We start from the raw sequence: 22,931 nt of genomic DNA, 5'->3' as shown, positions 1-22,931 counted from the left end.
CGGCCCGAACGGGGTCGCCTTTTTACTTTTGACTGAAAGGTGCCTTCCATGTCGATCACCCCGCTGATGCCCGTATACCCCCGGTGCGGTGTGCGTCCGGTGCGTGGCGAGGGCGCGTATCTGATCGGCGAGCGAGGCGAGCGTTATCTCGACTTCGCCAGCGGCATCGCGGTTAACCTGCTCGGTCACGGCCACCCACACCTGACGAAGGCGATCCAGGATCAGGCCGCGACGCTGATGCACGTGTCGAACCTCTATGGCAGCCCGCAGGGCGAGGCCTATGCCGCGCGGCTCGTCGACAACACCTTCGCCGACACGGTTTTCCTGACCAACTCGGGCGCCGAGGCGGTCGAGTGCGCGATCAAGACCGCCCGCGCCTATCATTCGAGCGCGGGCAACCCCGAAAAGCACACGCTCATCACCTTCAACAACGCCTTCCACGGCCGCACGCTCGGCACCATCTCGGCGACAAATCAGGAAAAGCTGCGCAAGGGTTTCGACCCGCTGCTGCCCGGCTTCGCCTATGCGCCGTTCGACGACATCAACGCCGCACTCGATCTGGTCGACGACAATACGGCGGGCTTCCTCGTCGAGCCGATTCAGGGCGAGGGCGGCATCCGTCCGGCGTCACAGCCCTTCCTGCAGGCGCTGCGCGACATCTGCGACAAGCGCGACCTGATGCTCATATTCGACGAGGTCCAGTGCGGCGTTGCGCGCACCGGCCATCTCTACGCCTATGAACATTATGGTGTGACCCCCGACATCATGGCGAGCGCCAAGGGCATCGGCGGCGGCTTCCCGATGGGGGCGTGCCTCGCGACCGAAAAGGCCGCACGCGGCATGGTCATCGGCACGCACGGGTCGACCTATGGCGGCAACCCGCTCGCTTGCGCGGCGGGGCAGGCGGTGCTCGATGTCGTGCTCGAAGATGACTTCCTCGATCAGGTCAAGGCGACCGGCGAGCGGCTGCGCGGCGCGCTCGAACAGCTGATCCCGAACCACGACCATCTGTTCGACAGCGTGCGCGGCGTCGGGCTGATGCTCGGACTCAAGCTCAATTCGGACAGCCGCGCGTTCGTCGCGCACCTGCGCGACAATCACGGGCTGCTCACCGTCGCGGCGGGCGAGAATGTCGTTCGCGTGCTGCCGCCGCTCAACATCGACGACAGCCACATCGCCGAATTCATCGAGAAACTGTCGGCAGGCGCGGCGAGCTATACGCCGCCCGAGTCCTGATGTTTTCCGTTCCTGCAGAACGGAGGGCATGATGCGGCGCTTCCTCAACCTGTCCGATGCGGGCGGCGACGCCGTCGCCGCAATGCTGTCGGACGCGATCGACCGCAAGACGGCGCGTGCGGGCTGGCCGAAGGCAAAGCCCGACGCCGATGCGCCGCTCGCGGGCCATGTGCTTGCGATGGTGTTCGAGAAGAATTCGACGCGTACGCGCGCCTCATTCGACATCGCGATCCGCCAGCTCGGCGGGGTGCCGATGATCATGGACGCGGGCGTGACCCAGCTCGGGCGCGGCGAGACGATCGCCGATACCGCGCGCGTGCTGTCGCGCTATGCCGATGCGATCATGATCCGCACCGACGATCATGCGAAGGCGGAGGAACTCGCCGACTTTGCAAGCGTGCCGGTGATCAACGGCCTCACCGACCTGTCGCACCCGTGCCAGATCGTCGCCGACCTGTTGACGGTGGTCGAGAGCGGCAAGGCGCTGCCGGGGCTCGAACTCGCATGGCTCGGCGACGGCAACAATGTCCTCGCCTCGCTGATCGAGGCGGCGGGCCTGTTCGGCTTCCATGTCCGCGCCGGCGTGCCGAAGGGCTATGAGCCCGACGCGGGCTTCGTCGAGGCCGCGCGCGCAAAGGGATCGCGCGTCGATATCGTGCGCGACGCGCGCGAGGCTGTGGCGGGCGCCGATCTGGTCGTCACCGATACCTGGGTATCGATGGGGCAGGATCACGCGCACAACAAGATCGCGGCAATGGCGCCCTATCAGGTCGACGAACGGCTGATGACGGGCGCCAAGAGCGACGCGATCTTCCTCCATTGCCTGCCCGCGCACCGCGGCGACGAGGTGGTCGATGCGGTGATCGACGGCGCGCAGTCGCGCGTTTGGGACGAGGCCGAAAACCGCGTCCATGCGCAAAAATCGATCCTGCTCTGGGCGCTCGGGAAATTGTGAGTTCAAGAACGTGAGCGAGACCATCGAAACCTGGTTCGACCAGCCTTTGCTGTTCACCATCGCCGAGCGCCATGTGCGCGGGCGGCTGGTGCGGCTCGGGCCGACGTTGCGGACGATCATCGGCGCGCATGATTATCCGCCGGTTGCCGAAAAGCTGCTGGCCGAAGCACTGGTGCTCACCGTGCTGCTCGGCTCCACGCTCAAGGACGAAAATGGGCAGTTGACCTTGCAGGCGCAGACCGGCGGCGGGCCGGTCGAGCTGCTCGTCTGCGACTATCGCGGCGGCGAGCTGCGCGGCTACCTCAAGTTCGATGCCGAGCGGCTCGCCGAGGCCGGTTCCGACCCGACATTGTTCGCGCTGTTCGGCGAGGGCTTTCTTGCGATCACCTTCGATCAGGCGACCACCGGCGAACGCTATCAGGGCATCGTCCCGCTCGAAGGCACGTCTATCGGCGAGGCCGCCGAGCATTATTTCGAACAGTCGGAGCAGATTTCGAGCCTGATCAAGCTCGCCGCGCGCCACGATCCCGAGGCGGGATGCCTTGCCGGCGGATTGCTGCTCCAGCATCTTCCCGAAGGCGAGGTCGGCCGCGACCGGCTTCATGTTCGTCACGACAATCCCGAATGGGAACATGCCAAGACGATCGCGGCAACGCTCAAGGACGAGGAACTCACCGATCCCGCGACTTCGCTCGAGACGCTGGCATGGCGGCTTTTCCACGAGGACGAGGTGCGCGTCGAGCCGGGCGTTACGGTGTCGCGCGGCTGCCGGTGCAGCACCGGCTATTTCGCCGGGGTGCTCGCGCAATTTCCCGAGGTCGAGCGCGCCGAAATGGCCGACGACGACGGCAGAATTGTCGTCGACTGCGCCTTTTGCTCGCGCTTTTTCCCGATCCCGCTCGACGAGATCGCGACCCACGATCGCACCGAATAACCGAACGGGCTTCGTCGAAGCCGGCGACGAAACGAGCAAATCCAGCGCCAAGCGGTTGAAAAGCCTCGGGCGCGTTGTTACCTACGGGCAACGGGGTCGCATCCAGCCCGCGCGGGCGACCAGTGGACAGGTGAAAATGGCGATCTTCTCTCCCCTCGTGCGATATGGTTTGATGGCGCTCGGCCTTGCGGGCGCGGCAACCGCGGTGCCGGCGCAGGCGCCGTCGCTGGCGATGCTCGACCGGCTCGAAAAGGGCAGCTGGCAGCTGCGCGAACGCGGCAAGGACGCGGTCGTCCAGACCGTCTGCGTCGGCGACGCGCGGCGGATGATCCAGGTCTATCACCCCGGCGCGACCTGTTCGCGCTATGTCATCGAGGATACGCCGAATTCGGTGACCGTTCACTATACCTGCCCCGGCGCCGGCCACGGTCGCACGACCATCCGCAGCGAGACGAACCGGCTGGTCCAGATCGACACGCAGGGCATTGCCGAGGGCCGGCCCTTTTCACAGGCGATCGAGGCGCGGCGTACGGGCGGCTGCTGATCTTTGTGCGCCGCGCTAACGCGATGTTTACCATCCGGTGCTAGATCGAAGGATGACATGCTTCTTCGTATGTCTTCTCCCTAACGGCTGTCATGCCGAACTGGGCCGTGCGGCGACCGCCTCGCGGCCCGTTTCTTTGATGGAGCGGGCCCCTTGCACCCCCGGCGGCGCAGGCCTATCTGGCGCCGATGCAGCAAGTTTCCGGAAAAAGCGTGATCGTCCTCCTTTCGGGCGGGCTCGACTCGATGGTATGCGCGGGCCTCGCGCGCGAGGCGGGGGCGCGGATCGTCGCGCTCACCATCGATTATAACCAGCGCCACCGCGTCGAACTCGAATCCGCCGCGCGCATTGCCGAACATGTCGGCGCCGCCGAACATATCATGCTGCCGCTCGACCTCCGCCGCTTCGGCGGTTCGGCGCTGACCGCCGACATCGACGTGCCCAAGGACGGGGTCGGCGACGATGTTCCGATCACCTATGTTCCCGCGCGCAACCTCATCTTCCTGTCGCTGACGCTCGGGCTCGCCGAGGCACGCGCCGCGCAGGACGTCGTGATCGGGGTCAACGCGCTCGACTATTCGGGCTATCCCGACTGCCGTCCCGAATTCATCCAGGGCTTCGAAAAGCTCGCGGCGCTCGCGACGCGCGACGGCGACCAGGGCGTCGAATTCCGTATCCACGCGCCGCTCCAGCATATGACCAAGGCCGATATAGCCGCCGAAGCGGCGCGGCTCGGTATGGACGCCGGGATGAGCTGGTCGTGCTACGATCCGACGCCCGAGGGGCTGCATTGCGGGTCGTGCGACAGCTGCCGCTTGCGGTCGAAGGGCTTCGCCGACGCGGGCCTCGCCGACCCGACGCGCTACGCCTGAGGCCATGACCTACGCCGTCAAAGAAATTTTCCTCACCCTGCAGGGGGAGGGGGCGCAGGCGGGCCGCCGCGCGGTCTTCTGCCGCTTTGCCGGCTGCAATTTGTGGACGGGGCGCGAGCGGGACCGCGCCAAGGCGATCTGCCAATTCTGCGATACCGACTTCGTCGGCACCGACGGCACGCTCGGCGGCAAGTATAAATCGGCCGCGGCGCTCGCCGACGTTGTTGCCGAAAGCTGGGGCGCCGGCAGCGAGGACCGCTATGTCGTTCTGACCGGGGGCGAGCCGATGCTGCAGGTCGACGACGCGCTGATCGGCGCGCTGCACGATCGCGGCTTCACCATCGCGATCGAAAGCAACGGCACGCTGCCAATCCCGCGCAGCATCGACTGGATCTGCGTCAGCCCGAAAGCGGGGAGCGAGCTGGTTCAGACGAGCGGCGACGAACTGAAGCTCGTATGGCCGCAGCCGGGCAGCGATGTCGCGCGGCTCGCGGCGCTCGACTTCGGGCATTTGCTCGTCCAGCCGCTCGACGACCCGAACGCGGGAGCCAATGTGCAGGCGTGCATCGATCTGGTGATGGAGGACCCGCGCTGGCGCCTGTCGCTCCAGACGCACAAGCATCTGGGGCTGCGCTAGGCTATTCGCCCTTCTTGGCGGCGCCGTCGGCGGCGACCGACTTTTTCGCGGCGGGCAGGTCGACGGCTTCGGGATTGTCGTCGGCATCGCTGGCGGCTTCGTCGCTCTCGCCAACTTCTTCGGCCTTGGGCGCGTCCTTCTTCGTTTCATCCTCGGGAATGCTGTTGTCGACCGCAGTGCCATCGCCCGCCACATTATCGAGGACGATCATCGAATCGCTGATCGATCCGGGCTGGACCTCGACCGCGTCGAGCTTGGTCGTCGATTTGCCCGTGCTGTCACCGCCGCCGCAGGCGGCTAGGGCGAGCAGGGGGAGCGAGGCGAGGAATATGCGGGTCATGCGGGCTTCCTAGTCGGTCGGCCCGAGCTTGTCGAGAAAGGCAGGCAGCGTCTGCACCAGCGCCGCATCGACATCGGCGAAGGTCGCGGCCTTGCCGAGCGCGGCGAGGCTGGTGACCGGAAACTCGGCGATACCGCATGGCACGATCCCGCCGAAATGCGCGAGGTCGGGCGCGACGTTGAGCGAAAAGCCGTGCATCGTCACCCAGCGCTTCACGCGCACGCCGATCGCGCCGATCTTCGCCTCGCGGCCCTCCGCATCGTCGGTCCAGATGCCGATGCGTCCCTCGGCGCGCCGGGCTTCGACGCCGAGCAGCGCGAGCGCGTCGATCACCCAGCCCTCGAGCGCCGAAACATAGGCGCGCACGTCGCGCCCGCGGCGCGTCAGGTCGAGCTGGATATAGCCGACGCGCTGGCCGGGCCCGTGATAGGTATAGCGTCCACCGCGCCCGGCATCGTAAACCGGGAATTGCGGGTCCAGCAGCTCGGCGGGATCGGCGCTCGTCCCCGCAGTATAGAGCGGCGGATGCTCGAGCAGCCAGATGCGCTCGCCGGCGCTCCCGGCGTGGATCGCCGCGGCGCGCGCTTCCATGTCGGCGAGCGCCATATCATAGTCGGTGAGGCCGGGGCTTATCGTCCATTCGGGCGGGGGAAGGGCGGTCATTGTGCCGGCTATCTGGCCCGCCGCGGGCTCCGGCGCAAGACCCCCCGGCGCGCATGACCAACAGGGCTGGACAGACGCGCCGAAGATCGTCACCTTCGCGTCAACGAGGAACCAAAAAAACGACGGGGTATCAATGGTAAAATTCGACATGGGTGCGGCGTGGGATGACACGTTGCAGCTTTTGAAATCGCATACGGCGCTCGTCGGTACGATCGCGGGCGTATTTCTCTTTCTCCCGGCGCTCGCCTTCGCCTGGTTCGGACCCGTTCCGATCGAGCCGCCCGCGGGCGCCGATTTCAATCAGGTCATGGCGACATTCCGCGAAAGCTTCCGCCAGATGATCCCCGGGCAGGTGGTGATCGCGCTTTGCACCCTGATCGGAACCGCAGCGATCCTGAGGCTCTGGCTCTCGCGGGCGGGGATCAGCGTCGGCGAGGCGCTGACCTTCGGCCTCATGCTCTTCCCGACGATGATTGCGGTTCAGATCCTGTGCGGAATCGCGATCGGTTTCGGTTTCATCCTGCTGATCGTGCCCGGCATCTACCTGATCGGGCGGCTCACGCTTGTGACGCCTGCAATCGCCGATCGCCGGATCTACAATCCTTTCGAGGCGATCCGGACGAGCTGGGAACTCACGCGCGACAACGGCTGGGCCGTGTTCTTCTTCCTGTTTCTCGTCGGCATCGTGATCGTGATCGCGGCGCTGATCATCGGCGGGATCGTTTCGGTGATCTTCGGCAGCGAACCGGGCATCGGCCGCATGTTAGGGGGCTTCGTCGAGGCCGCGTTCGGCGCGATCGGCAGCCTTGTGTCGATCGCGGTATCCGCCGCCGCTTATCGCCAGCTCGCGCTCCGGACCTCGTCCGACGTGTTTCAGTGACGGGCGAGCCCGCAATAATGATAAAGGTGTCGCAATCGGGACGAAGCCGATCGGTTTTCGTCCAGTCTTGAACGGAGTGAAGAACAGGCTTTGACAAGCAGGGGAAAGTGACATGACGAAAATGAGTATCGGGGCGGCCTTTTCCGAAACCTTCGCGTTTCTGAAGGCCAATTGGATGCAGATGCTGATGTGGGTCGGCGGGGCGCTGATCCTCGTTGGTCTGCTCGGTTATTTGTTCCTCGGGTCAACCTTTTCGGCGATGGCGATGTCGCCCAACGACCCGTCGCTCATCATGGGGGCTTTCGGGAAGATCGGGCTGTTCGCGCTGATCGCCGCGGTCATTTTCTATGGCGTGTCGATGCTGATCTGGCGTGGCGGCATGCACCCCGGCGAAGCGCCCAATTTCGCCTGGGCTTTCCAGGCCGGACCGGCGCTCGCCTTTGGCATGATCGTGGTCATGATCGCCGCCTATATCGTCATCTTCATCGTTATGTTCATCATGACACTGATCTTCGGCGCGGCGCTTGGCGGCATGGGAGGATTGTCGCCGGCTGCGCTCGAATCGGGTGGCGTGGGCGCGATCGGCGGCGGGGCGATCTTCCTCATGATCATCCTCTATATCGCGATGGTCGTCTTTCTCTTGTGGGTGCAGGGCCGCTTCATGGTCGCCGGACCGGTGATGGCCGAACGCCTGACGCGCAACCCGGTCACGGGGCTGAGCGAATCGTGGCGGCTGACCGGCCCGTCGCAATGGGTGATCGTCGGCTTCTATCTGCTGTTCACGATCGGCCTGCTCGTCTTTGTACTGGTCGCCGGAATGATTGTCGGCGGAATATTGGGCGCGATCGCGGGCGGATCGGCTGTCGGGGCGGCGCTGTCGATGATCGTGATGGCGGCGCTTGTCTATCTGCCGATCATCATGATCTCCTTTTCGATGCCGGTCGGCGTCTATCGCGCGATCGCACCGCGCGCGTCGGGCGACGTCTTCGCCTGATCCGGCATAAACCCATGAGATAAGGGCGCTCCGGCAACGGGGCGCCCTTTTCGCGTCAGGCCCATTTGGCGAGCGGCGGCAGGCTCATGAGGATCGCGTCGATATTGCCGCCGGTCTTGAGCCCGAACAGTGTCCCGCGGTCGTAGACGAGGTTGAATTCGGCATAGCGGCCGCGCCAGATGAGCTGTTCTTCGCGATCGGCCTCGTTAAAGGGCAGGTTCATGCGGTGGCGCACGATCTGCGGGAAGACGTCGAGAAAGGCCTCGCCGACCGCCTGCGTCAGCTGGAAATTGCGGTCATATTCGGCATCGTCGCCGCATTCGAGATGGTCGTAAAAGATACCGCCGACGCCGCGATGGACGCCGCGGTGCGGGATATAGAAATAATCCTCGGCCCATTTGGCATAGCGTTCGTAAACGTCGGGGCCAAAGGGCGCGCAGGCGGCGCGCAGCCGCGCGTGAAAGGCGTCGGTATCCTCCTGATAGGGAATCGGAGGGTTGAGGTCGGCGCCGCCGCCGAACCAGCGCCGCGTGGTGACCAGGAAGCGCGTGTTCATATGCACCGCGGGAACATGCGGGTTGGCCATATGCGCGACGAGGCTGATGCCGGTCGCGAAGAAGCTGGGGTCGTCGCCCGCGCCGTGGATCGACTGCGCGAAGTCGGGCGCGAACTGGCCCGCGACGGTCGAGACATTGACCCCGACCTTTTCGAACACCGCGCCGGTCATCACCCCGCGCACCCCGCCGCCGCCTTCGCCCGCGACCAGCCCCTCGGCCTCGCGGTCCCACGGGGTGTAGGCGAAGCGCGCGTCGCTTCCCGTCTCGGCCTCGATCGCCTCGAATTCGGCGCAGATCCGGTCGCGCAGCGACTCGAACCAGTCGCGCGCGGCCTGTTGCTGGGGGTCGAGCGAAATCATGCGGGAAAGCCTTTCGTCTGCCGGAGCGCCTCGGCGAGCGCGATGCCAGCCGCGACCGCGACATTCAAGGATCGAAAGCCGGAATGCATCGGAATCGCGACCCGGGCGGCGACGGCTTCGTGAACATGGTGCGGAACGCCGGCGCTCTCCGATCCGAAAAGCAGGACGTCGCCCGCCTCGAATTCGAAATCGGGGAGCGAGCTGGCGCCCGCAGTCGTCAGCAGCACGACGCGCTGCCCGCCGATCTGCGACCATTGGCGAAAAGCGTCCCAGCCCGGGTGCCGCCGGACGTTGGCACGCACGGCATAATCCATGCCCGCGCGCTTGAGCGCGGCGTCGCCGAACGGAAAACCGCAGGGTTCGATGATGTGCGCCGGCGTACCGAAGCAGGCGGCGGTGCGCAGGATCGTGCCGACGTTGCCGGCGATGTCGGGTTGAAACAGGGCGATTTCCATGCAGCCGCCATAAAGCCGAAGGCGCCGCGAATCGAGGGACTTGGTCGCATCGGGGCGGCCGGGTGACGCAAGCGGAAATTGCCTGTTGGCAAGCCCGGACTGTGCGGCTATCAGGCCCGCAATTCCCGGAGGGGCCGCCGGGTTGTGCGCTTTCGTGCGCGTGCAACAGGGCTGGTCAAACCTTCGAGAACTATTGTGGTTCACCCATACAAGGGCAATCGAATGGCCAGTGAAACTGAACTCAACGCCGGTATCGAAGATGGCGTACGCCGCCGGGATTTCATCAATATTGCGGCAGTGAGTTTCGCTGGTGTCGGTTCGGTCGCCGTGGTGCTGCCGCTGCTCAACCAGATGAACCCTTCGGCCGACGTGCTCGCGCTGTCGTCCACCGAAATCGACATTTCGGCGATCCAGCCGGGGCAGGCGATCAAGACGAGCTGGCGCAAGCAGCCGGTGTTCGTGCGCAATCTCGTCGCCAAGGAAATCGCCGAGGCCAAGGCGGTCCCGATGGGCGACCTGCGCGACCCCGAAACGATCGACCAGCGCACCAAGCCGGGCAAGGAAAACTGGCTGATCACGCTGGGCGTCTGCACCCATTTGGGCTGCGTGCCGCTCGGCGCTGCCGAGGGCGAAAATCGCGGCGATTTCGGCGGCTATTTCTGCCCGTGTCACGGGTCGCACTACGACACCGCGGCGCGCATCCGTAAGGGCCCGGCACCCAAGAATCTGGTCGTGCCGCCCTATGAATTCACCAGCGATACCGTCGTGACGATCGGCTGAGGAGAGGAATAAGATGAGCTTTCCCTGGGCGAAACCCTATGAGCCGACGCATCCGCTGATGAAGTGGATGGACGAGAAGCTGCCGATTCCGCGCCTCGTCTATAATGCCACGGGCCCCGGCTACCCGGTCCCGCGCAACCTCAACTATTTCTGGAACTTCGGCGTCCTCGCCGGCGCCGCGCTGATGATCCAGATCATCACCGGTATCGTTCTGGCGATGCACTATGCGGCGAATGCAGACGTCGCGTTCAACTCGGTCGAGCATATCATGCGCGACGTGAATGCCGGCTGGTTCATCCGCTACGCGCATATGAACGGCGCAAGCATGTTCTTCATCGTCGTCTATCTCCACATCTTCCGCGGCCTTTATTACGGTTCGTACAAGGCGCCGCGCGAAATGGTGTGGCTGCTCGGTGTCGTGATCTTCCTCCTCATGATGGCGACCGCCTTCATGGGTTACGTGCTTCCGTGGGGCCAGATGAGCTTCTGGGGCGCGCAGGTGATCACCGGCTTCTTCTCGGCGATTCCGCTCGTCGGCGAACCGGTGCGCGAATGGCTGCTCGGCGGCTTCGTCCCCGACAACGCGACGCTCAACCGCTTCTTTTCGCTGCACTATCTGCTGCCTTTCGTGATCCTGGGTGTGATCATCCTGCACATCTGGGCGCTGCACATCCCGGGTTCGTCGAACCCGACGGGCATCGAGGTGAAGGACGAACAGGACACGGTCCCGTTCCACCCCTATTACACCGCGAAGGACGGCTTCGGCGTCGGCGTCTTCCTGCTCGTGTTCGTCGCGCTGACCTTCTTCAGCCCGAACACGCTCGGCCACGCCGACAATTATATCCCGGCGAACTCGCTTTCGACCCCGGCGCATATCGTACCCGAATGGTATTTCCTGCCCTTCTACGCGATCCTGAAGGCCTTCACCTTCAACTTCCTGTGGATCGACGCGAAGCTGTGGGGCGTCATCGCGATGTTCGCGTCGATCGCGCTGCTGTTCTTCCTGCCCTGGCTCGACAGCTCGCCGATCAAGTCGTCGAACTATCGTCCGCTGTACCGCATCTTCTTCTGGGTCCTCGTCGCCGACGTGCTGCTCCTCGGCTGGTGCGGCATGCAGCCGGCCGAACAGCCGTGGGTGATCCTCAGCCAGCTGGGTGCGATCTATTATTTCGCTCACTTCCTGGTGATCCTGCCGATCGTGTCGCGGATCGAACGCCCGCTTCCGATGCCGAATTCGATCACCGAAGCGGTCCTCGCCAAACATGCCACCGACGCGACGTCGGCTTCGGCAACGGCCTGAGCGCCGGACTTTAATAGGAGCTGATACAGCCATGGTTCGTCCGCTCGGTTTTCTCGTCGGTCTCGGTTTCATTACCGCGCTGGTGCTCGCGATCCTCACGACGCCGCTCAAGAATGAGCCCAATGTCGCGCACGAGTTTCACAAGCATCCCAAGCATCTGAAGCTGGCCAGCGATGGCATTTTGCTGCCGCACTGGGACCAGGCACAGTTGCAACGCGGGATGCAGGTGTACAAGGAAGTCTGCTCGGCTTGCCACAGCCTGCACCATGTCGCGTTCCGCGACATCAAGGACCTCGGCTACACCGACGGCCAGATCAAGACCTTCGCCAAGGGTTTCCAGGTCCCGTCGATCAACCCCGACACGGGTGAACCGGCGACGCGCGACGGTCTGCCGTCGGATTATTTCCCGTCGCCCTATGCGAACGAAGTCGCCGCGCGCGCCGCGAACAACAATGCGCTGCCGCCCGACCTTTCGCTGATCACCAAGGCGCGCGAGGGCGGCAAGGACTATGTCTATTCGCTGCTGACCGGGTTCCAGAATCCGCCGGCGAACCTGCCGGCAGAGCTGAAGCCGGGCACGGGATTGCACTACAACCCCTATTTCGCGAACCTCAACCTCGCGATGGCCCCGCCGCTGACCGAAGGCCAGGTGACCTATGCCGATGGCACCAAGGCGACGGTCGACCAGATGTCGAAGGACGTCACCGCCTTCCTCGTCTGGACCGCCGAGCCGAAGCTGATCAAGCGCATCCAGGTCGGCTATGCCGTCTTCTTCTTCCTGCTCATCTTCACGGTGCTGACCTATCTGTCGTACCGGAACATCTGGGCCGACAAGAAGCATTGACCCCCAAGGGGAGGGGAAGGGCGATTGTGACGACATGATCGCCCTTCCGCCCCGGCCGGACCTCGACCTCGCGTCGCTGGTCCGCACCATCCCGGACTTCCCGAAGCCGGGCATCCAGTTTCGCGACATCACGACACTGATCGGCGACGCCGCCGGTTTCAGCGAGAGCGTGCGCCGGCTGAGCGCGCGTGCCGCGACCTATCGCCCCGATTTCATCGTCGCGGTCGAAGCGCGTGGTTTCCTGTTCGGTGCCGCTATGGCCACCGCGATGGGGCTGGGGGTCGTCCCGGTGCGCAAAGCGGGCAAGCTGCCCGGCGTGACCATCGGCGTCGATTATGAGCTGGAATATGGCATTGATCGCCTCGAGCTTCACGAAGGCGCGGTGCTGCCGGGACACCGCGTCGTCCTCGTCGACGATCTGCTCGCGACCGGCGGCACGATCCTCGCTACCGCGGCGCTGATGCGCAGGGTTGGCGCCGAAGTCGCGGCCGCGTTGTTCGTCATCGATCTGCCCGACCTTGGCGGATCGCAGCGGCTGACGGCTGCAGGGCTGGCGTGCGAAACGCTGATCGCCTTCGACGGCGACTGACACAGCGGAGAAGGACGCGATGCGCCGCCTTGCGGACGGGAGGCGTCAGGCCGCCATGTCGGCCATCGCGGCGTCGGCTTCGATACAGAAGAGCGCGCGTGCCTTTCCGTCCGCCTTTGCGCGATAGAGAGCCGCATCGGCACACGCCAAAAGGCGTTCCAGCTCGACTCCCAGCTTGGGCGCGGTGGCGATGCCGACGCTGACCGACACCGACATCGATATGCCATCGACGACATAGGGCTTGCTGATCTCGCGGATGATGCGGCGCGCGAGCAACTCGGCTTCGGAATCATCGCGCAAGCCGATCTGAAGCACGACGAATTCGTCTCCGCCCAGCCGCGACACGACATCGTCGGCGCGAACGATCCCCTCAAGACGCCGCGCGACCTGTTCGAGCAGCACGTCGCCCGCCGGATGGCCGTAGCGATCGTTGATCGCCTTGAAACCGTCGAGGTCGAGAAAATGTAGCGCGACCATGTTTTTGGCGCGGATGGCCGTCTCGGTATGAAGCTGGAACAATTCGCGGAGCAGCAGGCGATTCGAGAGGCCGGTCAACGCGTCGGTTCTTGCAAGCTTCGCCATGTCGTGCCGTGCCGTATGGTGCTCGACCGCGGAGCGGTAGAGGTGGGCGACGGTCTGGAGGCTGAGCGCCATGATCATCGCGACGACCAGCGCCTCGACCAGAAACAGTTCGGCATGCAACGGCATGGCATGGCGTTCGAGCGCATGGAGCGCCAGCGCGGCGACAGTCGGCAGCGTTGCGAGGAGCAGGCTGATTACGCAGATATTCGGACGGATCGAGGTGCGGGAGACGATACCCGCGCCAAAACTGAATACCAGACTGATCGTGATGAGATGCAGCAGCGGATAATGGGCGGAGATCGCGACCATGTTGAGAAGTGCCAACAGGATTGCGAAGGCATAGTTTCCGATCGCGTAACGCCGTTCCCAGCGTCTGAGGTCGTCGAAACTGCTCACCGGGGCGGCGCGGGAATAGGCGCGGATGGTGGCGAGGCGGAGAAGGGTGGTGAGAGCGCCCATTGCGGCCAGAAAGAGCAAGAAGGGGCTTTCGAGCTCGCGGCCGACGAGCAGGCAGATGCCGGCGAACACGATTCCGAGTCCGAATATGGGAAGCCACATGCTGTACAGCATCGCCACGAAATCGCGATACACCGGTAAAGGCAGGGCCGCCGGGTTGGGAAAAATCCGAAAGCGAAAGCGGCGCGGCTCGATCGGTGTGGAGGAATCCGACCGTCTCATGCTGCCCACTGTGCACCGATCATATTAACGTCCGGTAACGATGGCCGATGCAGTGCCGGGTCGATCTGCCGCGCAAAGAAAAAGCCCGCGCCGAAGCGCGGGCTATCGCCCCCGTAGCAAACGGCTGTTCGTCAGAATGGCAGCCAATTCTGTTTCTTGCGGAACTTCATATAGCCGACGTTTGCGCCGAGTCGTGCGCCGACGCCGACACGGATCGGGATGAGCACGACGTCGCCGCGGCGCAGATAGCTCGCGTTGAAGCCACCGACCAGATAGGCCGCGCCTTCACCCGCCGGATAACGCTTATAGAGGTCCTCGCTGTCGAAGAGGTTATAGACGAGGACGAAGGTGTTGCCGGCATTGGCGCCGGCGTCGAAACCGATCGACGGCCCGGTCCAATAGGCGGGAAGCTCGCCCTCGATCTTGTGGTGGAGCGTTCCCGATCCATAGCGTACGCCGAGCACGAGCGCGCCGCCCGCCTCGCGTCCGACGATATAGGCGTTGGGTTCGCCCTGTTCCTTGAGGATGTCCTCGATCAATCCGGCGAGGCCCTGCGCGCCCTTGCCGAAAATGCCTTCGGCGGCGCCGATCAGATCGTCCTTCTTGTAGGTCGAACTGGCGTCGGCGGAAACGTCGGTGGCGGTCATGTCGGCGGGGGCGCCGGTGCCCGCCGCACTATTATCGACGGGCACTTCACTCGTCTGCTGATCGCCGGTCGCAAGGTCGCTGTCGTAAGACGGGTCCGTCGTCGTGCTCGTCACCGGCGGCGGGGCGGGATTGTCGAGGTCGGAATCGATCTCCATGTTGCTGGGGTCGATCTCGCGCATCTGCGCCGCCGCGGGCAGCGGCGTCAGCGCGAGGCCGAGCGATGCCATGGCCGCAAAGGCTAGGCTGGTGAACGTCTTCCGCATAGTGGACCCCCAAAAATCGAACCGCGCTTTTACGGCGAAACCTGCGTTAATCATGACTCGCTTTGGCGCCCGGGCAATGAACGGGCGATGACCCGAGTCGAATTTGCGCCGGATCGAATCGTTCGCGCGACGAAATGGCTGCGGCGACGTCAAAAAAGCACAATCTTTGGCGTTGCGGGGCACGAAGCGCATGGCTATAGCGACCCGCCTAGGCCAGACTGCCGTTAGCGCGGCAGACCATGCGGAGACGTGGGTGAGTGGCTGAAACCAACGGTTTGCTAAACCGTCGTACTGGTAAATCCGGTACCGAGGGTTCGAATCCCTCCGTCTCCGCCACCTCATTTCCTGCCCATTTCCCGATCAATCGACGCGAGCCCACCATCCTGCCGGACGGTCCCTCCTGCCGCTGTCCGTTTCCTAGCGCCGCCGCTCCAGCCACCACGTCTGCCGCCAGCCATAGGGGCTCGCGACGGGCTGGCCCGCCGCGTTGGTCGCGGGTTTGAACCGGAACCGCTCTTCGATCAGCGTGCAGGTTGTCCGGTCGAGCGACGCGTCGCCACTCGATCGCGTAACGCGGCACCCGCTGACGCGCCCGCTCGCTTCGATGGTGAAGCGCACTTCAACCTCGCCGCCGGCGTTCGCCCGGCTTGCTTCGCGCGGATAATCGCGGTCGTGGATCGTCCCGCTCCGCCACACGGCCTTGGTGCCGCCGCCGGTACCGCTCCCTGCGCCGCCCGCGCCTGTCCCGTCGCCACGCCCGCCTGCGCCCGACCCGGGGCCGGGATCGGGCGTGGCGCCCGCCGAGGGGGCATTTCCGGCGCCCGGGCGCGGCGCTGCCGCTACCGGCGTCGCGATCGGGGGAATTTGGGGCGGCGGTGCAGCGATCGAGGCCGCCTTGGCCCGCTTGTTGGCAGCCGAAGCCTCGCCGCTCGCCTCTTCGCTCGCGGCCTTTGTCGGCACGGCTTGTTCGCGCGGCGGCGGGGGAGCGGGAATCGCGATCGCCGTGATGGCTTCGCTGGCCCGCCGAACGACCGAGAGGTCGAGGCCGCTGGCAAGACCGAGTCCGACCGCCGCGACGGCAACCAGCGCGCCGCCGCCCGACAAGGCCTTCTGCCGTCCCGAAATCTGCCCCGTATAGGCCATCGTGCCGCCTCTTATCGCACGCCACGGCGCGCAACCGGCGATCCGTCTAGAGGAATTCGTCTAGCGTGGACATGAACCGGTCGAACTGGTCGTGGTGCAGCCAGTGGCCCGCATTTTCGAACTCGATCACCTTTGCGGTGTTGAAATGCGCGAGCCGGCCGTCCTTCTCCGGATTCGAGGCCCAACTGTTCGCGCCATAGAGGAGCAGGGTGGGGCAGGTGATCGCGCCCCACAGCGACGCGATGTCGTCTTGTTGCATGTCGAAGGCGGGCCAGACGTTGAGGTAATTGTCGAATTTCCAGCTCCACGTCCCGTCCTCGTTCCGGCTGATGCCGTGGATTGTCAGGTGGCGCGCCTGCGCTTCGGTTAGATAGCTGTTTTCGCCCATCATGCGCGCCAGCGCGTCCTCGAGCGTCGCATAGCGGCGCGGGGTGCGTCCCGCCGCCTGCCTCTTGTCGTCGATCCATTTGCGGAAACGCTCTGCATAGCTGGTCTTCGCGCGCTCGGCGATGACCTTGGGCGAGGGGCCGAGGCCTTCGATCGCGACCAGCTTGCGGACATTTTCGGGATAAAGGCCGGTATAGCGCAGCGCGATATTCCCTCCCATCGAATGCGCGACGATAGAGAGCGGTCCGAGGTCGAGTTGATGAATCAGCTGCGCAAGGTCATAGACGAAGCCGTCCATGTCGTAGTTGCCGTCGGGCGACCACGCGCTGTCGCCATGCCCACGAAGGTCGGGGGCGATGATATGGTAGCGATCGCGGAGCTTTTCGGCGACCCAGTCCCAGTTGCGGCAATGGTCGCGGCCGCCGTGGACGAGGAGGAGCGGCGGCGCGCCGCGATTGCCCCAGTCGACATAATGAAGCTTCAGCCGCTGCGAGATAAAGCTGTTCGAGGTGGGGCCGGCGCTTGCCATCGGATCATCCTTGCTGTCTGTTCCAGTTTCAAAAGGCGACTGGTTTCGATCCGTCAACCCCTGGATCGGCGTCGCGCGGTCAAGAACAAGGGAGGGAGAGAGAAATGACGACATTCCGCGATGGCTTGCTGGCCGGCAAAACCGCTTTCGTCGCAGGTGGCACGAGCGGCATCAATCTTGGTATCGCGAAGCGCTTTGCCGAGCTTGGCGCGAAGATTGCTGTGGCGGGACGCGATCCCGACAAGGCTGCGCGCGCGGCGGCGGAAATCGGCCGCGGCGCTCTTGGCCTGTCGGGCGACGTGCGCGACTATGCCGTGATCCGCGGCGTGATGGAGCAGGTGGCGGGCGAACTCGGCCCGATGGACATCGTCATTTCGGGTGCGGCGGGCAATTTCCTTGCTCCCGCGCTCGGCATGTCGGCCAACGCGTTTCGGACCGTCGTCGATATCGACCTCAACGGCACCTTCAACGTATTTCGCGGCTGTCACGATCTGCTCAATCGCCCGGGGGCGTCGCTGATCGCGATCACGGCGGGGCAGGCGGTCAACGCCTCGGCGCTGCAAGCGCACGCCTGTGCCGCCAAGGCAGGGATCAACCAGCTGATTCGCGTCCTTGCGCTCGAATGGGGCCCCGAGGTGCGTGTCAACGGCATCTCGCCGGGGCCGATCGCCGATACCGAGGGGATGAAGCGGCTCGCGCCCGACGCCGAAATGCGGCAGGCGCATTATGACCGGATCGCAATGAAGCGCTGGGGCAAGATCGAAGAGGTCGCCGAATCGGCGGTGTTCCTCTGCTCGCCGGCTGCGGGATATATCACCGGCACGATTCTGGATTGCGACGGCGGCAGCCAGATCGGCGACGCGTCGCGCGGCGACCTGACCCGCGGAATGGCGTGAGCCGCGGCCAATAGCAAAAACGCCGCCAACCCGTTGGGGTGGCGGCGTTTTTAATGGTGGGCGTGGCAAGGATTGAACTTGCGACCCCTGCGATGTCAACACAGTGCTCTACCACTGAGCTACACGCCCATCCCTTGGGGTGACGCGCCCCCTAAAGGCCTCGGCGCGGCTTGGCAAGCCCTTCGCGCGCGGTCACGTCTTTATTGTTGGTTCGATCGGTCCGCCCGGCCGAACAAATTGTCGACTTCGCGTACCAGATCCTTGAGGTGGAAGGGTTTCGACAAGAGCTTGGCCTGCGGCACATTTTCCTCGGCGCGCAGCGACACTGCGGCAAAGCCGGTGATGAACATCACCTGCGTCTGCGGCGCCGCCTTCGCGGTGTGCTGCGCGAGTTCGATCCCGTCCATTTCGGGCATGACGATATCGGACAGGAGCAAGTCGAAGGTCCCCGAATCGATATAAGGCACGGCGGCGGTGCCGCGATCAACCGCCGTGACGTGATAGCCGGCGGTGGTCAGCGCACGCGCGAGATACTCGCGCATCACATCGTCGTCTTCGGCCAGCAAAATACGTATCATTCGAAATCTGTTCCCTGGTCTTTCGGCATCGCCGGTTCCGCACGGCGGCGCCCCAAATTCACGTCCGATATAGCGTCAGAGATTTAACAAATTGACGCGCGCCGCTGGATTCGTCGCGCTTTTTTTGCCACTCGTAAGCGATGCCGACACCTAGCATCCTGCCTGCCGCCATTGCTGTCAACCGGCCCCGGATGAGCGGGCCTGTCGTGGTTTCGGTGCCCCACGCGGGGCGCATCTATCCGCCCGAGATACTTGTCGCGGCGCGAGTCGAGCGATCACAGCTCGAACGGCTCGAGGATGGATGGTGCGATCTGCTCGCTGCCGGAGCGACCGACGCAGGGGCCACCGTCGTGCAGGCGCTGTGGGCACGCGCGGTCGCCGACCTCAATCGCGGCGAGGGGCAGATGGCGCCGGGCGAGGTCGCGGTGCCGTTGCGTGCGCAATTTTCGGCGCCGGGACGCAAGGAGCGGGCAGGGCTGGGTGTGGTGCCGACGCGCCTGTTCGATTGCGGACCGTTGTGGAAGCGACCGATCGACGGCGCGGCGCTGCACTGGCGACTCGAATCGTTCCACCGCCCCTATCATGCGGCGCTGGCTCAAGCTTTGGAGGAGGCACGAGGCCGCTTTGGCCATGCGATACTGATCGATCTTCACTCGATGCCTCCAATCCCGGCCGGGCAGCCGTGCCACGGCGCACGAATCGTGGTCGGGGACCGCTTCGGCGACAGTGCCGGCGAATGGCTGGTCGATCGGGTGGTGGCATCGGCTGGGCGTCTGGGTGAAGTCGTGGTGCGCAACCAGCCTTATGCGGGCGGCCATATCATCCGCACCCACGGCCGACCGGCTGCCGCGACCCACGCCGTGCAGATCGAAATCGACCGCAGTCTGTACCTGTCGACAGAGCGTCTGCCCGACACGGCGCAGGTCGGACGGCTGGCGCGTTGGTTAGCGGATCTTATCAGCGATCTTGGGCAGGCGTCCCCAGATATGGAAATATTTCCTCAAGCTGCCGAATAAAAAACCACCTCGTACCGAAGTACGAGGTGGCCAGGGTCCAGGGAGGACGCGTCCGCGCCAAAGCTGGCGGGACACTCGCCGCGATGGAAAGGGGGAAAACCATGGCGGCGTATTTCGAATTTAGGGATTTGTTCGCCGACTTACAAGAAGAGACGGTGCAGAATCTGCAATATGAAGGAAATTGGTCGGGGAGAGAGGATTCGAACCTCCGGCCCCTGCCTCCCGAAGACAGTGCTCTACCAGGCTGAGCTACTCCCCGACCGATCTGCGCGCCGACCGGGGTCGCCGCGAAGGCAGGGCGGTCCTCTAGACGCGCAATCTGTGAACTTCAAGCGCCAATCGGCACATTGAACAGGATTGCCGCAGCTAAAGCATTTCGGCAGTTCGAAAGCTGAAATGACCGTCCGCCACGAAAATCAGATGATCGATCAGGTCGATGCCCAAGGTCCGCAGAAAAAGCGCGGCATCGTGAGTCGCGCCAATATCGGCGTCGCTGGGCAAGGCGATACCGGACGGATGGTTGTGCGCCATCACCACCGCCCTGACCCCGCCGCCGAGCAAAGCCCGCCAGCTTCGCGGCAGGATCACGCAGCGGCCCGTCGCGTCGCCATCGACGCATTCGAGGCGAAGGAGCCGGTCGAACGCATCGAATCCCGCAAGCAGCAGCGTTTCGCGGCGATCGTCGAACAGCGGGCGCAACAGATAGCGCGCCACGTCATCCTCCGATTGCGACGGCACGAATCCGGCTGCGGCGGAGGGCTCCGGCGTTTTGCCCATGGGCTCGAACAGGGTCATGTCCGGACGCATGCTCCCGGGGCACGCGATTCCCAATCGCCGACTGCCCCGCATCGGAGGCTTCGCAGGTGCTTTCGGGTTGCTCCCTTGCTCGCGTGCGGTGCGGGGCCTAGCAACGAGAGGGCAAAAGCGGGAGCGTGTCTTGTCTGATTCCATCCATTATGAACTGCAATATCTCGACCTGATGCGCCGCATCTGGGTCGAAGGCGACGAGCGCGTCGATCGCACCGGCGTCGGCACGCGCTCCCTGTTCGGCGAGACGATGCGATTCTCGCTGAAGGACGATGCGATTCCGCTGCTGACCACCAAACGCGTCTATTGGAAGACCGCGCTGCGCGAGATGCTGTGGTTCCTGACCGGCGACACCAATATCCGGTCGCTGGTGGCGCAGGGCGTGCGAATCTGGACCGACTGGCCGCTCGACAAATATCGCCGCGCGACGGGCGAGGCGATCAGCGCCGAGGATTTCGAAGCGCGGATCGTCGCGGACGAGGCGTTTGCGAAGCGATGGGGAGACCTCGGCCCGGTCTATGGGCACCAATGGGTGAACTGGCCGCGCTATGAGTCGGCGGGCGAGGGGCTTTTTCGGCTTGCCGAACAGGGGCACAACCAGATCGCGGCGCTGATCGATTCGCTCCGGAACAATCCGGGGTCGCGCCGGCATATCTTCACCGGCTGGAATGTCGCCGATTTGGGCCGCATGGCGCTGCCGCCGTGCCACATGACCTATCAGTTTCATGTCCGCAGCGACGGCGGGCTGTCGTGCCTGCTCTTTCAGCGGTCGTGTGATCTCGGCCTCGGCTTTGCATTCAATATCTTCGAAGCGGCGCTCTTGACGCGGATGATCGCCGAGGTGTGCGATCTCACCGCGCATGAAGTCGTCTGGAGCGGCGGTGACGTGCATCTCTATCTCAATCATGCCGAACTGGTCGAAGCGCAGTTGCAGCGTATTCCCGACGGTGCGCCCAAGCTGCGCATCCTTCGCCGGCCTTCAAGCATATTCGACTATAGATTCGAGGATTTCGCGGTCGAGGACTATGCGCCGCAAGCGCATATTTCCGCGCCCGTGGCGGTCTGATGGCCAGCGTTGCATTCATACGACGACCGTAATAATATGTCGTAACGTTGAAATATAACTAGGCGCACGATTCGCGCCCGAAGGGAAGAAGATATGCCTGAGACGCCTCAGCGTCCGGCGAGCAATCTGCCGCCGCTGTCGCTTCATATCCCGGAACCGCGCTATCGTCCCGGCGACACGCCGGATTTCGGCGATATCGAGGTTCCCGCCGTCGAAGCGACCCTGCGCCCCGGTGAAGCGACCAAACCCGACGCGATGCGCGACCTGTGCTATGGCCTCGTACGCGTGCTCGACTTCGACGGGCGGGCGAAGGGGCAGTGGGATCCCAGGCTTTCGCCCGAGCGGCTCCGTTCGATGCTGCGAAACATGATGCTGACGCGGGCGTTCGACGACCGGATGTTCCGCGCGCAGCGGCAGGGCAAGACCAGCTTCTATATGAAGTGTACGGGCGAGGAAGCGACCTCGGTCGCCTCGACGATGGCGATCGACCGGACGGACATGGTTTTCCCCAGCTATCGCCAGCAGGGCATCCTGATCACGCGCGACTATCCGCTGATTCAGATGATGAACCAGATCTATTCGAACCGCGGCGACCATCTGCTCGGTCGACAACTTCCGATCATGTATTCGGCGCCCGAACATGGCTTCTTCAGCGTGTCGGGCAATCTCGCGACCCAATATCCGCAAGCAGTGGGCTGGGCGATGGCGTCGGCGTCGAAGGGCGACAGCCGCATCGCGACCGTCTGGTGCGGCGAGGGCTCGTCGGCCGAAGGCGACTTCCACTCGGCGCTGACGTTCGCGACCGTCTATAACGCGCCTGTCATCTTCAATGTCGTGAACAACCAGTGGGCGATTTCGAGCTTTTCCGGCTTTGCCGGTGGCGAGCGCACGACCTTTGCGGCGCGCGCGGTCGGATATGGCATCGCCGGACTGCGCGTCGACGGCAACGATCCGCTCGCGGTCTATGCCGCGACGCAATGGGCGGCGGACCGGGCGCGCACCAACAACGGTCCGACGCTGATCGAGCATTTCACCTATCGCAGCGAGGGGCACAGCACCTCGGACGACCCGAGCGCCTATCGCGCCGCCGACGAAGCGACTGCCTGGCCGCTCGGCGACCCGATTGCGCGGCTCCGCCAGCACCTCGAGATCATCGACGAATGGGACGCCGAGCGCCACGAAGCGCAGGCGAAGGAACTCGACGAACTGGTCAAGACGACCCAGAAGCAATCCGAAAAGCTCGGCATTTTGGGCCACGGCATGCACCAGCCGTTCGAGACGATGTTCGAGGATGTGTTCGAGGAAATGCCTTGGCACCTCAAGGAACAATGCGCGCAGATGCTCGCCGAGCAAGAGGCCAAGTTCGGCCCCGATTGGAAACCCGAGTGATGGCCGATAC

The 22,931-nt window shown here is 64.4% G+C and carries 26 protein-coding genes and 3 tRNA genes; 17 read left to right on the top strand and 12 right to left on the bottom strand.

From position 1 onward, the window contains the following. Positions 1-48: 48 nt before the first annotated feature. The 6 genes from E5675_RS12255 (at position 49) to queE (ending at position 5,178) form a co-directional block, all read left to right on the top strand. A complete protein-coding gene (locus E5675_RS12255) occupies positions 49-1,236 on the top strand; it encodes an aspartate aminotransferase family protein (protein WP_136174760.1) in 1,188 nt (395 codons plus the stop codon). A gap of 28 nt (positions 1,237-1,264) precedes the next feature. Beyond that, positions 1,265-2,191 carry an ornithine carbamoyltransferase gene (gene argF / locus E5675_RS12250; RefSeq protein ID WP_136174759.1) on the top strand — a complete coding sequence of 309 codons (927 nt, stop codon included), beginning with the start codon at positions 1,265-1,267 and terminating at the stop codon, positions 2,189-2,191. 10 nt (positions 2,192-2,201) lie between these two features. After that, positions 2,202-3,125 carry an Hsp33 family molecular chaperone HslO gene (locus E5675_RS12245; RefSeq protein WP_247594598.1) on the top strand — a complete coding sequence of 308 codons (924 nt, stop codon included), beginning with the start codon at positions 2,202-2,204 and terminating at the stop codon, positions 3,123-3,125. 136 nt (positions 3,126-3,261) lie between these two features. Continuing rightward, complete coding sequence (locus tag E5675_RS12240; RefSeq protein WP_037553921.1) at positions 3,262-3,669, top strand: hypothetical protein; 408 nt, start codon at positions 3,262-3,264, stop codon at positions 3,667-3,669. Between the two features lie 188 nt (positions 3,670-3,857). Further along, entirely contained in the window at positions 3,858-4,541 is a 684-nt protein-coding gene (gene queC / locus E5675_RS12235) for a 7-cyano-7-deazaguanine synthase QueC (protein ID WP_136174757.1), read from the top strand. A gap of 4 nt (positions 4,542-4,545) precedes the next feature. Continuing rightward, positions 4,546-5,178 carry a 7-carboxy-7-deazaguanine synthase gene (queE, locus tag E5675_RS12230; protein WP_136174756.1) on the top strand — a complete coding sequence of 211 codons (633 nt, stop codon included), beginning with the start codon at positions 4,546-4,548 and terminating at the stop codon, positions 5,176-5,178. Between the two features lies 1 nt (position 5,179). On the opposite strand, the gene E5675_RS12225 is transcribed toward queE, so the two are convergent. Both E5675_RS12225 and lipB read right to left on the bottom strand, forming a co-directional pair. Continuing rightward, on the bottom strand, positions 5,180-5,518 hold the full coding sequence (locus tag E5675_RS12225; protein WP_136174755.1) for a hypothetical protein: 339 nt from the start codon (positions 5,516-5,518) through the stop codon (positions 5,180-5,182). Positions 5,519-5,527: 9 nt separating this feature from the next. Further along, positions 5,528-6,181, bottom strand: a complete 654-nt coding sequence (lipB, locus tag E5675_RS12220; RefSeq protein ID WP_136174754.1) for a lipoyl(octanoyl) transferase LipB — start codon at positions 6,179-6,181, stop codon at positions 5,528-5,530. 133 nt (positions 6,182-6,314) lie between these two features. Between lipB and E5675_RS12215 the strand changes: the two genes are divergently transcribed. Then, positions 6,315-7,061, top strand: coding sequence for a hypothetical protein (locus E5675_RS12215; protein ID WP_136174753.1), 747 nt, complete (start codon positions 6,315-6,317; stop codon positions 7,059-7,061). Positions 7,062-7,173: 112 nt separating this feature from the next. Further along, positions 7,174-8,055, top strand: coding sequence for a hypothetical protein (locus E5675_RS12210; protein ID WP_136174752.1), 882 nt, complete (start codon positions 7,174-7,176; stop codon positions 8,053-8,055). 55 nt (positions 8,056-8,110) lie between these two features. On the opposite strand, the gene hemF is transcribed toward E5675_RS12210, so the two are convergent. Further along, a complete protein-coding gene (gene hemF, locus E5675_RS12205) occupies positions 8,111-8,971 on the bottom strand; it encodes an oxygen-dependent coproporphyrinogen oxidase (RefSeq protein WP_136174751.1) in 861 nt (286 codons plus the stop codon). Next, the gene (locus E5675_RS12200) at positions 8,968-9,426 is read right to left on the bottom strand and encodes a tRNA (cytidine(34)-2'-O)-methyltransferase (protein WP_136174750.1); all 459 of its coding nucleotides are present in this window, start codon (positions 9,424-9,426) and stop codon (positions 8,968-8,970) included. The genes hemF and E5675_RS12200 overlap by 4 nt, the downstream gene beginning before the upstream one ends. A 222-nt stretch (positions 9,427-9,648) precedes the next feature. Between E5675_RS12200 and petA the strand changes: the two genes are divergently transcribed. Genes petA through E5675_RS12180 form a run of 4 tightly spaced genes read left to right on the top strand, consistent with a single transcriptional unit; the run spans position 9,649 to position 12,939 of the window. Further along, positions 9,649-10,206: a ubiquinol-cytochrome c reductase iron-sulfur subunit gene (petA, locus tag E5675_RS12195; protein ID WP_037553912.1), complete on the top strand. Its 558-nt coding sequence runs from the start codon at positions 9,649-9,651 to the stop codon at positions 10,204-10,206. Between the two features lie 13 nt (positions 10,207-10,219). Next, complete coding sequence (locus E5675_RS12190; RefSeq protein WP_136174749.1) at positions 10,220-11,506, top strand: cytochrome b/b6; 1,287 nt, start codon at positions 10,220-10,222, stop codon at positions 11,504-11,506. Positions 11,507-11,537: 31 nt separating this feature from the next. After that, positions 11,538-12,350, top strand: a complete 813-nt coding sequence (locus tag E5675_RS12185; RefSeq protein WP_136174748.1) for a cytochrome c1 — start codon at positions 11,538-11,540, stop codon at positions 12,348-12,350. 34 nt (positions 12,351-12,384) lie between these two features. Further along, positions 12,385-12,939, top strand: coding sequence for an adenine phosphoribosyltransferase (locus E5675_RS12180; RefSeq protein ID WP_136174747.1), 555 nt, complete (start codon positions 12,385-12,387; stop codon positions 12,937-12,939). Positions 12,940-12,984: 45 nt separating this feature from the next. Here E5675_RS12180 and E5675_RS12175 read toward each other — a convergent pair whose 3' ends face one another. Beyond that, positions 12,985-14,091 (bottom strand): GGDEF domain-containing protein, encoded by a 1,107-nt coding sequence (locus E5675_RS12175; protein WP_247594882.1) that lies wholly within the window; start codon positions 14,089-14,091, stop codon positions 12,985-12,987. 239 nt (positions 14,092-14,330) lie between these two features. Then, on the bottom strand, positions 14,331-15,110 hold the full coding sequence (locus E5675_RS12170; protein WP_136174746.1) for a DUF1134 domain-containing protein: 780 nt from the start codon (positions 15,108-15,110) through the stop codon (positions 14,331-14,333). Positions 15,111-15,353: 243 nt separating this feature from the next. Here E5675_RS12170 and E5675_RS12165 point away from each other — a divergent pair. Next, positions 15,354-15,446, top strand: a tRNA-Ser gene (locus tag E5675_RS12165). 81 nt (positions 15,447-15,527) lie between these two features. Here E5675_RS12165 and E5675_RS12160 read toward each other — a convergent pair. Next, positions 15,528-16,253 carry an energy transducer TonB gene (locus E5675_RS12160; RefSeq protein ID WP_136174745.1) on the bottom strand — a complete coding sequence of 242 codons (726 nt, stop codon included), beginning with the start codon at positions 16,251-16,253 and terminating at the stop codon, positions 15,528-15,530. Between the two features lie 46 nt (positions 16,254-16,299). Further along, positions 16,300-17,169, bottom strand: coding sequence for an alpha/beta hydrolase (locus E5675_RS12155; protein ID WP_136174744.1), 870 nt, complete (start codon positions 17,167-17,169; stop codon positions 16,300-16,302). A 104-nt stretch (positions 17,170-17,273) separates the two neighbouring features. On the opposite strand from E5675_RS12155, the gene E5675_RS12150 reads away from it, so the two are divergent. Then, on the top strand, positions 17,274-18,065 hold the full coding sequence (locus tag E5675_RS12150; protein WP_136174743.1) for an SDR family oxidoreductase: 792 nt from the start codon (positions 17,274-17,276) through the stop codon (positions 18,063-18,065). A gap of 54 nt (positions 18,066-18,119) precedes the next feature. On the opposite strand, the gene E5675_RS12145 is transcribed toward E5675_RS12150, so the two are convergent. Then, positions 18,120-18,194 (bottom strand) — tRNA-Val (locus E5675_RS12145). A 71-nt stretch (positions 18,195-18,265) separates the two neighbouring features. After that, positions 18,266-18,643 (bottom strand): response regulator, encoded by a 378-nt coding sequence (locus E5675_RS12140; protein WP_136174742.1) that lies wholly within the window; start codon positions 18,641-18,643, stop codon positions 18,266-18,268. A gap of 191 nt (positions 18,644-18,834) precedes the next feature. Between E5675_RS12140 and E5675_RS12135 the strand changes: the two genes are divergently transcribed. Next, a complete protein-coding gene (locus tag E5675_RS12135) occupies positions 18,835-19,659 on the top strand; it encodes an N-formylglutamate amidohydrolase (RefSeq protein WP_247594597.1) in 825 nt (274 codons plus the stop codon). A 182-nt stretch (positions 19,660-19,841) separates the two neighbouring features. Here E5675_RS12135 and E5675_RS12130 read toward each other — a convergent pair. Both E5675_RS12130 and E5675_RS12125 read right to left on the bottom strand, forming a co-directional pair. After that, positions 19,842-19,918: transfer RNA gene (locus E5675_RS12130), tRNA-Pro, on the bottom strand. Positions 19,919-20,025: 107 nt separating this feature from the next. Next, complete coding sequence (locus E5675_RS12125) at positions 20,026-20,454, bottom strand: JAB domain-containing protein (protein WP_210727521.1); 429 nt, start codon at positions 20,452-20,454, stop codon at positions 20,026-20,028. A 142-nt stretch (positions 20,455-20,596) separates the two neighbouring features. On the opposite strand from E5675_RS12125, the gene thyA reads away from it, so the two are divergent. After that, the gene (gene thyA / locus E5675_RS12120; protein WP_247594596.1) at positions 20,597-21,532 is read left to right on the top strand and encodes a thymidylate synthase; all 936 of its coding nucleotides are present in this window, start codon (positions 20,597-20,599) and stop codon (positions 21,530-21,532) included. A gap of 93 nt (positions 21,533-21,625) precedes the next feature. After that, entirely contained in the window at positions 21,626-22,921 is a 1,296-nt protein-coding gene (locus tag E5675_RS12115) for a thiamine pyrophosphate-dependent enzyme (RefSeq protein WP_136174739.1), read from the top strand. Positions 22,922-22,931: the final 10 nt, after the last annotated feature.

Source organism: Sphingopyxis sp. PAMC25046, from assembly GCF_004795895.1.
Lineage (GTDB): Bacteria > Pseudomonadota > Alphaproteobacteria > Sphingomonadales > Sphingomonadaceae > Sphingopyxis.
The sequence above is the reverse complement of the archived record's forward strand: the minus strand, read 5'-3'. Positions and strand labels throughout refer to the sequence as shown.

Coding starts and splice junctions, on each gene's coding strand:
- E5675_RS12255 (WP_136174760.1), top strand. CDS start 49: ATGTCGATCACCCCGCTGATGCCCGTATACCCCCGGTGCGGTGTGCGT.
- argF (WP_136174759.1), top strand. CDS start 1,265: ATGATGCGGCGCTTCCTCAACCTGTCCGATGCGGGCGGCGACGCCGTC.
- E5675_RS12240 (WP_037553921.1), top strand. CDS start 3,262: ATGGCGATCTTCTCTCCCCTCGTGCGATATGGTTTGATGGCGCTCGGC.
- queC (WP_136174757.1), top strand. CDS start 3,858: ATGCAGCAAGTTTCCGGAAAAAGCGTGATCGTCCTCCTTTCGGGCGGG.
- queE (WP_136174756.1), top strand. CDS start 4,546: ATGACCTACGCCGTCAAAGAAATTTTCCTCACCCTGCAGGGGGAGGGG.
- E5675_RS12225 (WP_136174755.1), bottom strand. CDS start 5,518: ATGACCCGCATATTCCTCGCCTCGCTCCCCCTGCTCGCCCTAGCCGCC.
- lipB (WP_136174754.1), bottom strand. CDS start 6,181: ATGACCGCCCTTCCCCCGCCCGAATGGACGATAAGCCCCGGCCTCACC.
- E5675_RS12215 (WP_136174753.1), top strand. CDS start 6,315: ATGGTAAAATTCGACATGGGTGCGGCGTGGGATGACACGTTGCAGCTT.
- E5675_RS12210 (WP_136174752.1), top strand. CDS start 7,174: ATGACGAAAATGAGTATCGGGGCGGCCTTTTCCGAAACCTTCGCGTTT.
- hemF (WP_136174751.1), bottom strand. CDS start 8,971: ATGATTTCGCTCGACCCCCAGCAACAGGCCGCGCGCGACTGGTTCGAG.
- E5675_RS12200 (WP_136174750.1), bottom strand. CDS start 9,426: ATGGAAATCGCCCTGTTTCAACCCGACATCGCCGGCAACGTCGGCACG.
- petA (WP_037553912.1), top strand. CDS start 9,649: ATGGCCAGTGAAACTGAACTCAACGCCGGTATCGAAGATGGCGTACGC.
- E5675_RS12190 (WP_136174749.1), top strand. CDS start 10,220: ATGAGCTTTCCCTGGGCGAAACCCTATGAGCCGACGCATCCGCTGATG.
- E5675_RS12185 (WP_136174748.1), top strand. CDS start 11,538: ATGGTTCGTCCGCTCGGTTTTCTCGTCGGTCTCGGTTTCATTACCGCG.
- E5675_RS12180 (WP_136174747.1), top strand. CDS start 12,385: ATGATCGCCCTTCCGCCCCGGCCGGACCTCGACCTCGCGTCGCTGGTC.
- E5675_RS12175 (WP_247594882.1), bottom strand. CDS start 14,091: ATGCTGTACAGCATGTGGCTTCCCATATTCGGACTCGGAATCGTGTTC.
- E5675_RS12170 (WP_136174746.1), bottom strand. CDS start 15,110: ATGCGGAAGACGTTCACCAGCCTAGCCTTTGCGGCCATGGCATCGCTC.
- E5675_RS12160 (WP_136174745.1), bottom strand. CDS start 16,253: ATGGCCTATACGGGGCAGATTTCGGGACGGCAGAAGGCCTTGTCGGGC.
- E5675_RS12155 (WP_136174744.1), bottom strand. CDS start 17,169: ATGGCAAGCGCCGGCCCCACCTCGAACAGCTTTATCTCGCAGCGGCTG.
- E5675_RS12150 (WP_136174743.1), top strand. CDS start 17,274: ATGACGACATTCCGCGATGGCTTGCTGGCCGGCAAAACCGCTTTCGTC.
- E5675_RS12140 (WP_136174742.1), bottom strand. CDS start 18,643: ATGATACGTATTTTGCTGGCCGAAGACGACGATGTGATGCGCGAGTAT.
- E5675_RS12135 (WP_247594597.1), top strand. CDS start 18,835: ATGAGCGGGCCTGTCGTGGTTTCGGTGCCCCACGCGGGGCGCATCTAT.
- E5675_RS12125 (WP_210727521.1), bottom strand. CDS start 20,454: ATGACCCTGTTCGAGCCCATGGGCAAAACGCCGGAGCCCTCCGCCGCA.
- E5675_RS12115 (WP_136174739.1), top strand. CDS start 21,626: ATGCCTGAGACGCCTCAGCGTCCGGCGAGCAATCTGCCGCCGCTGTCG.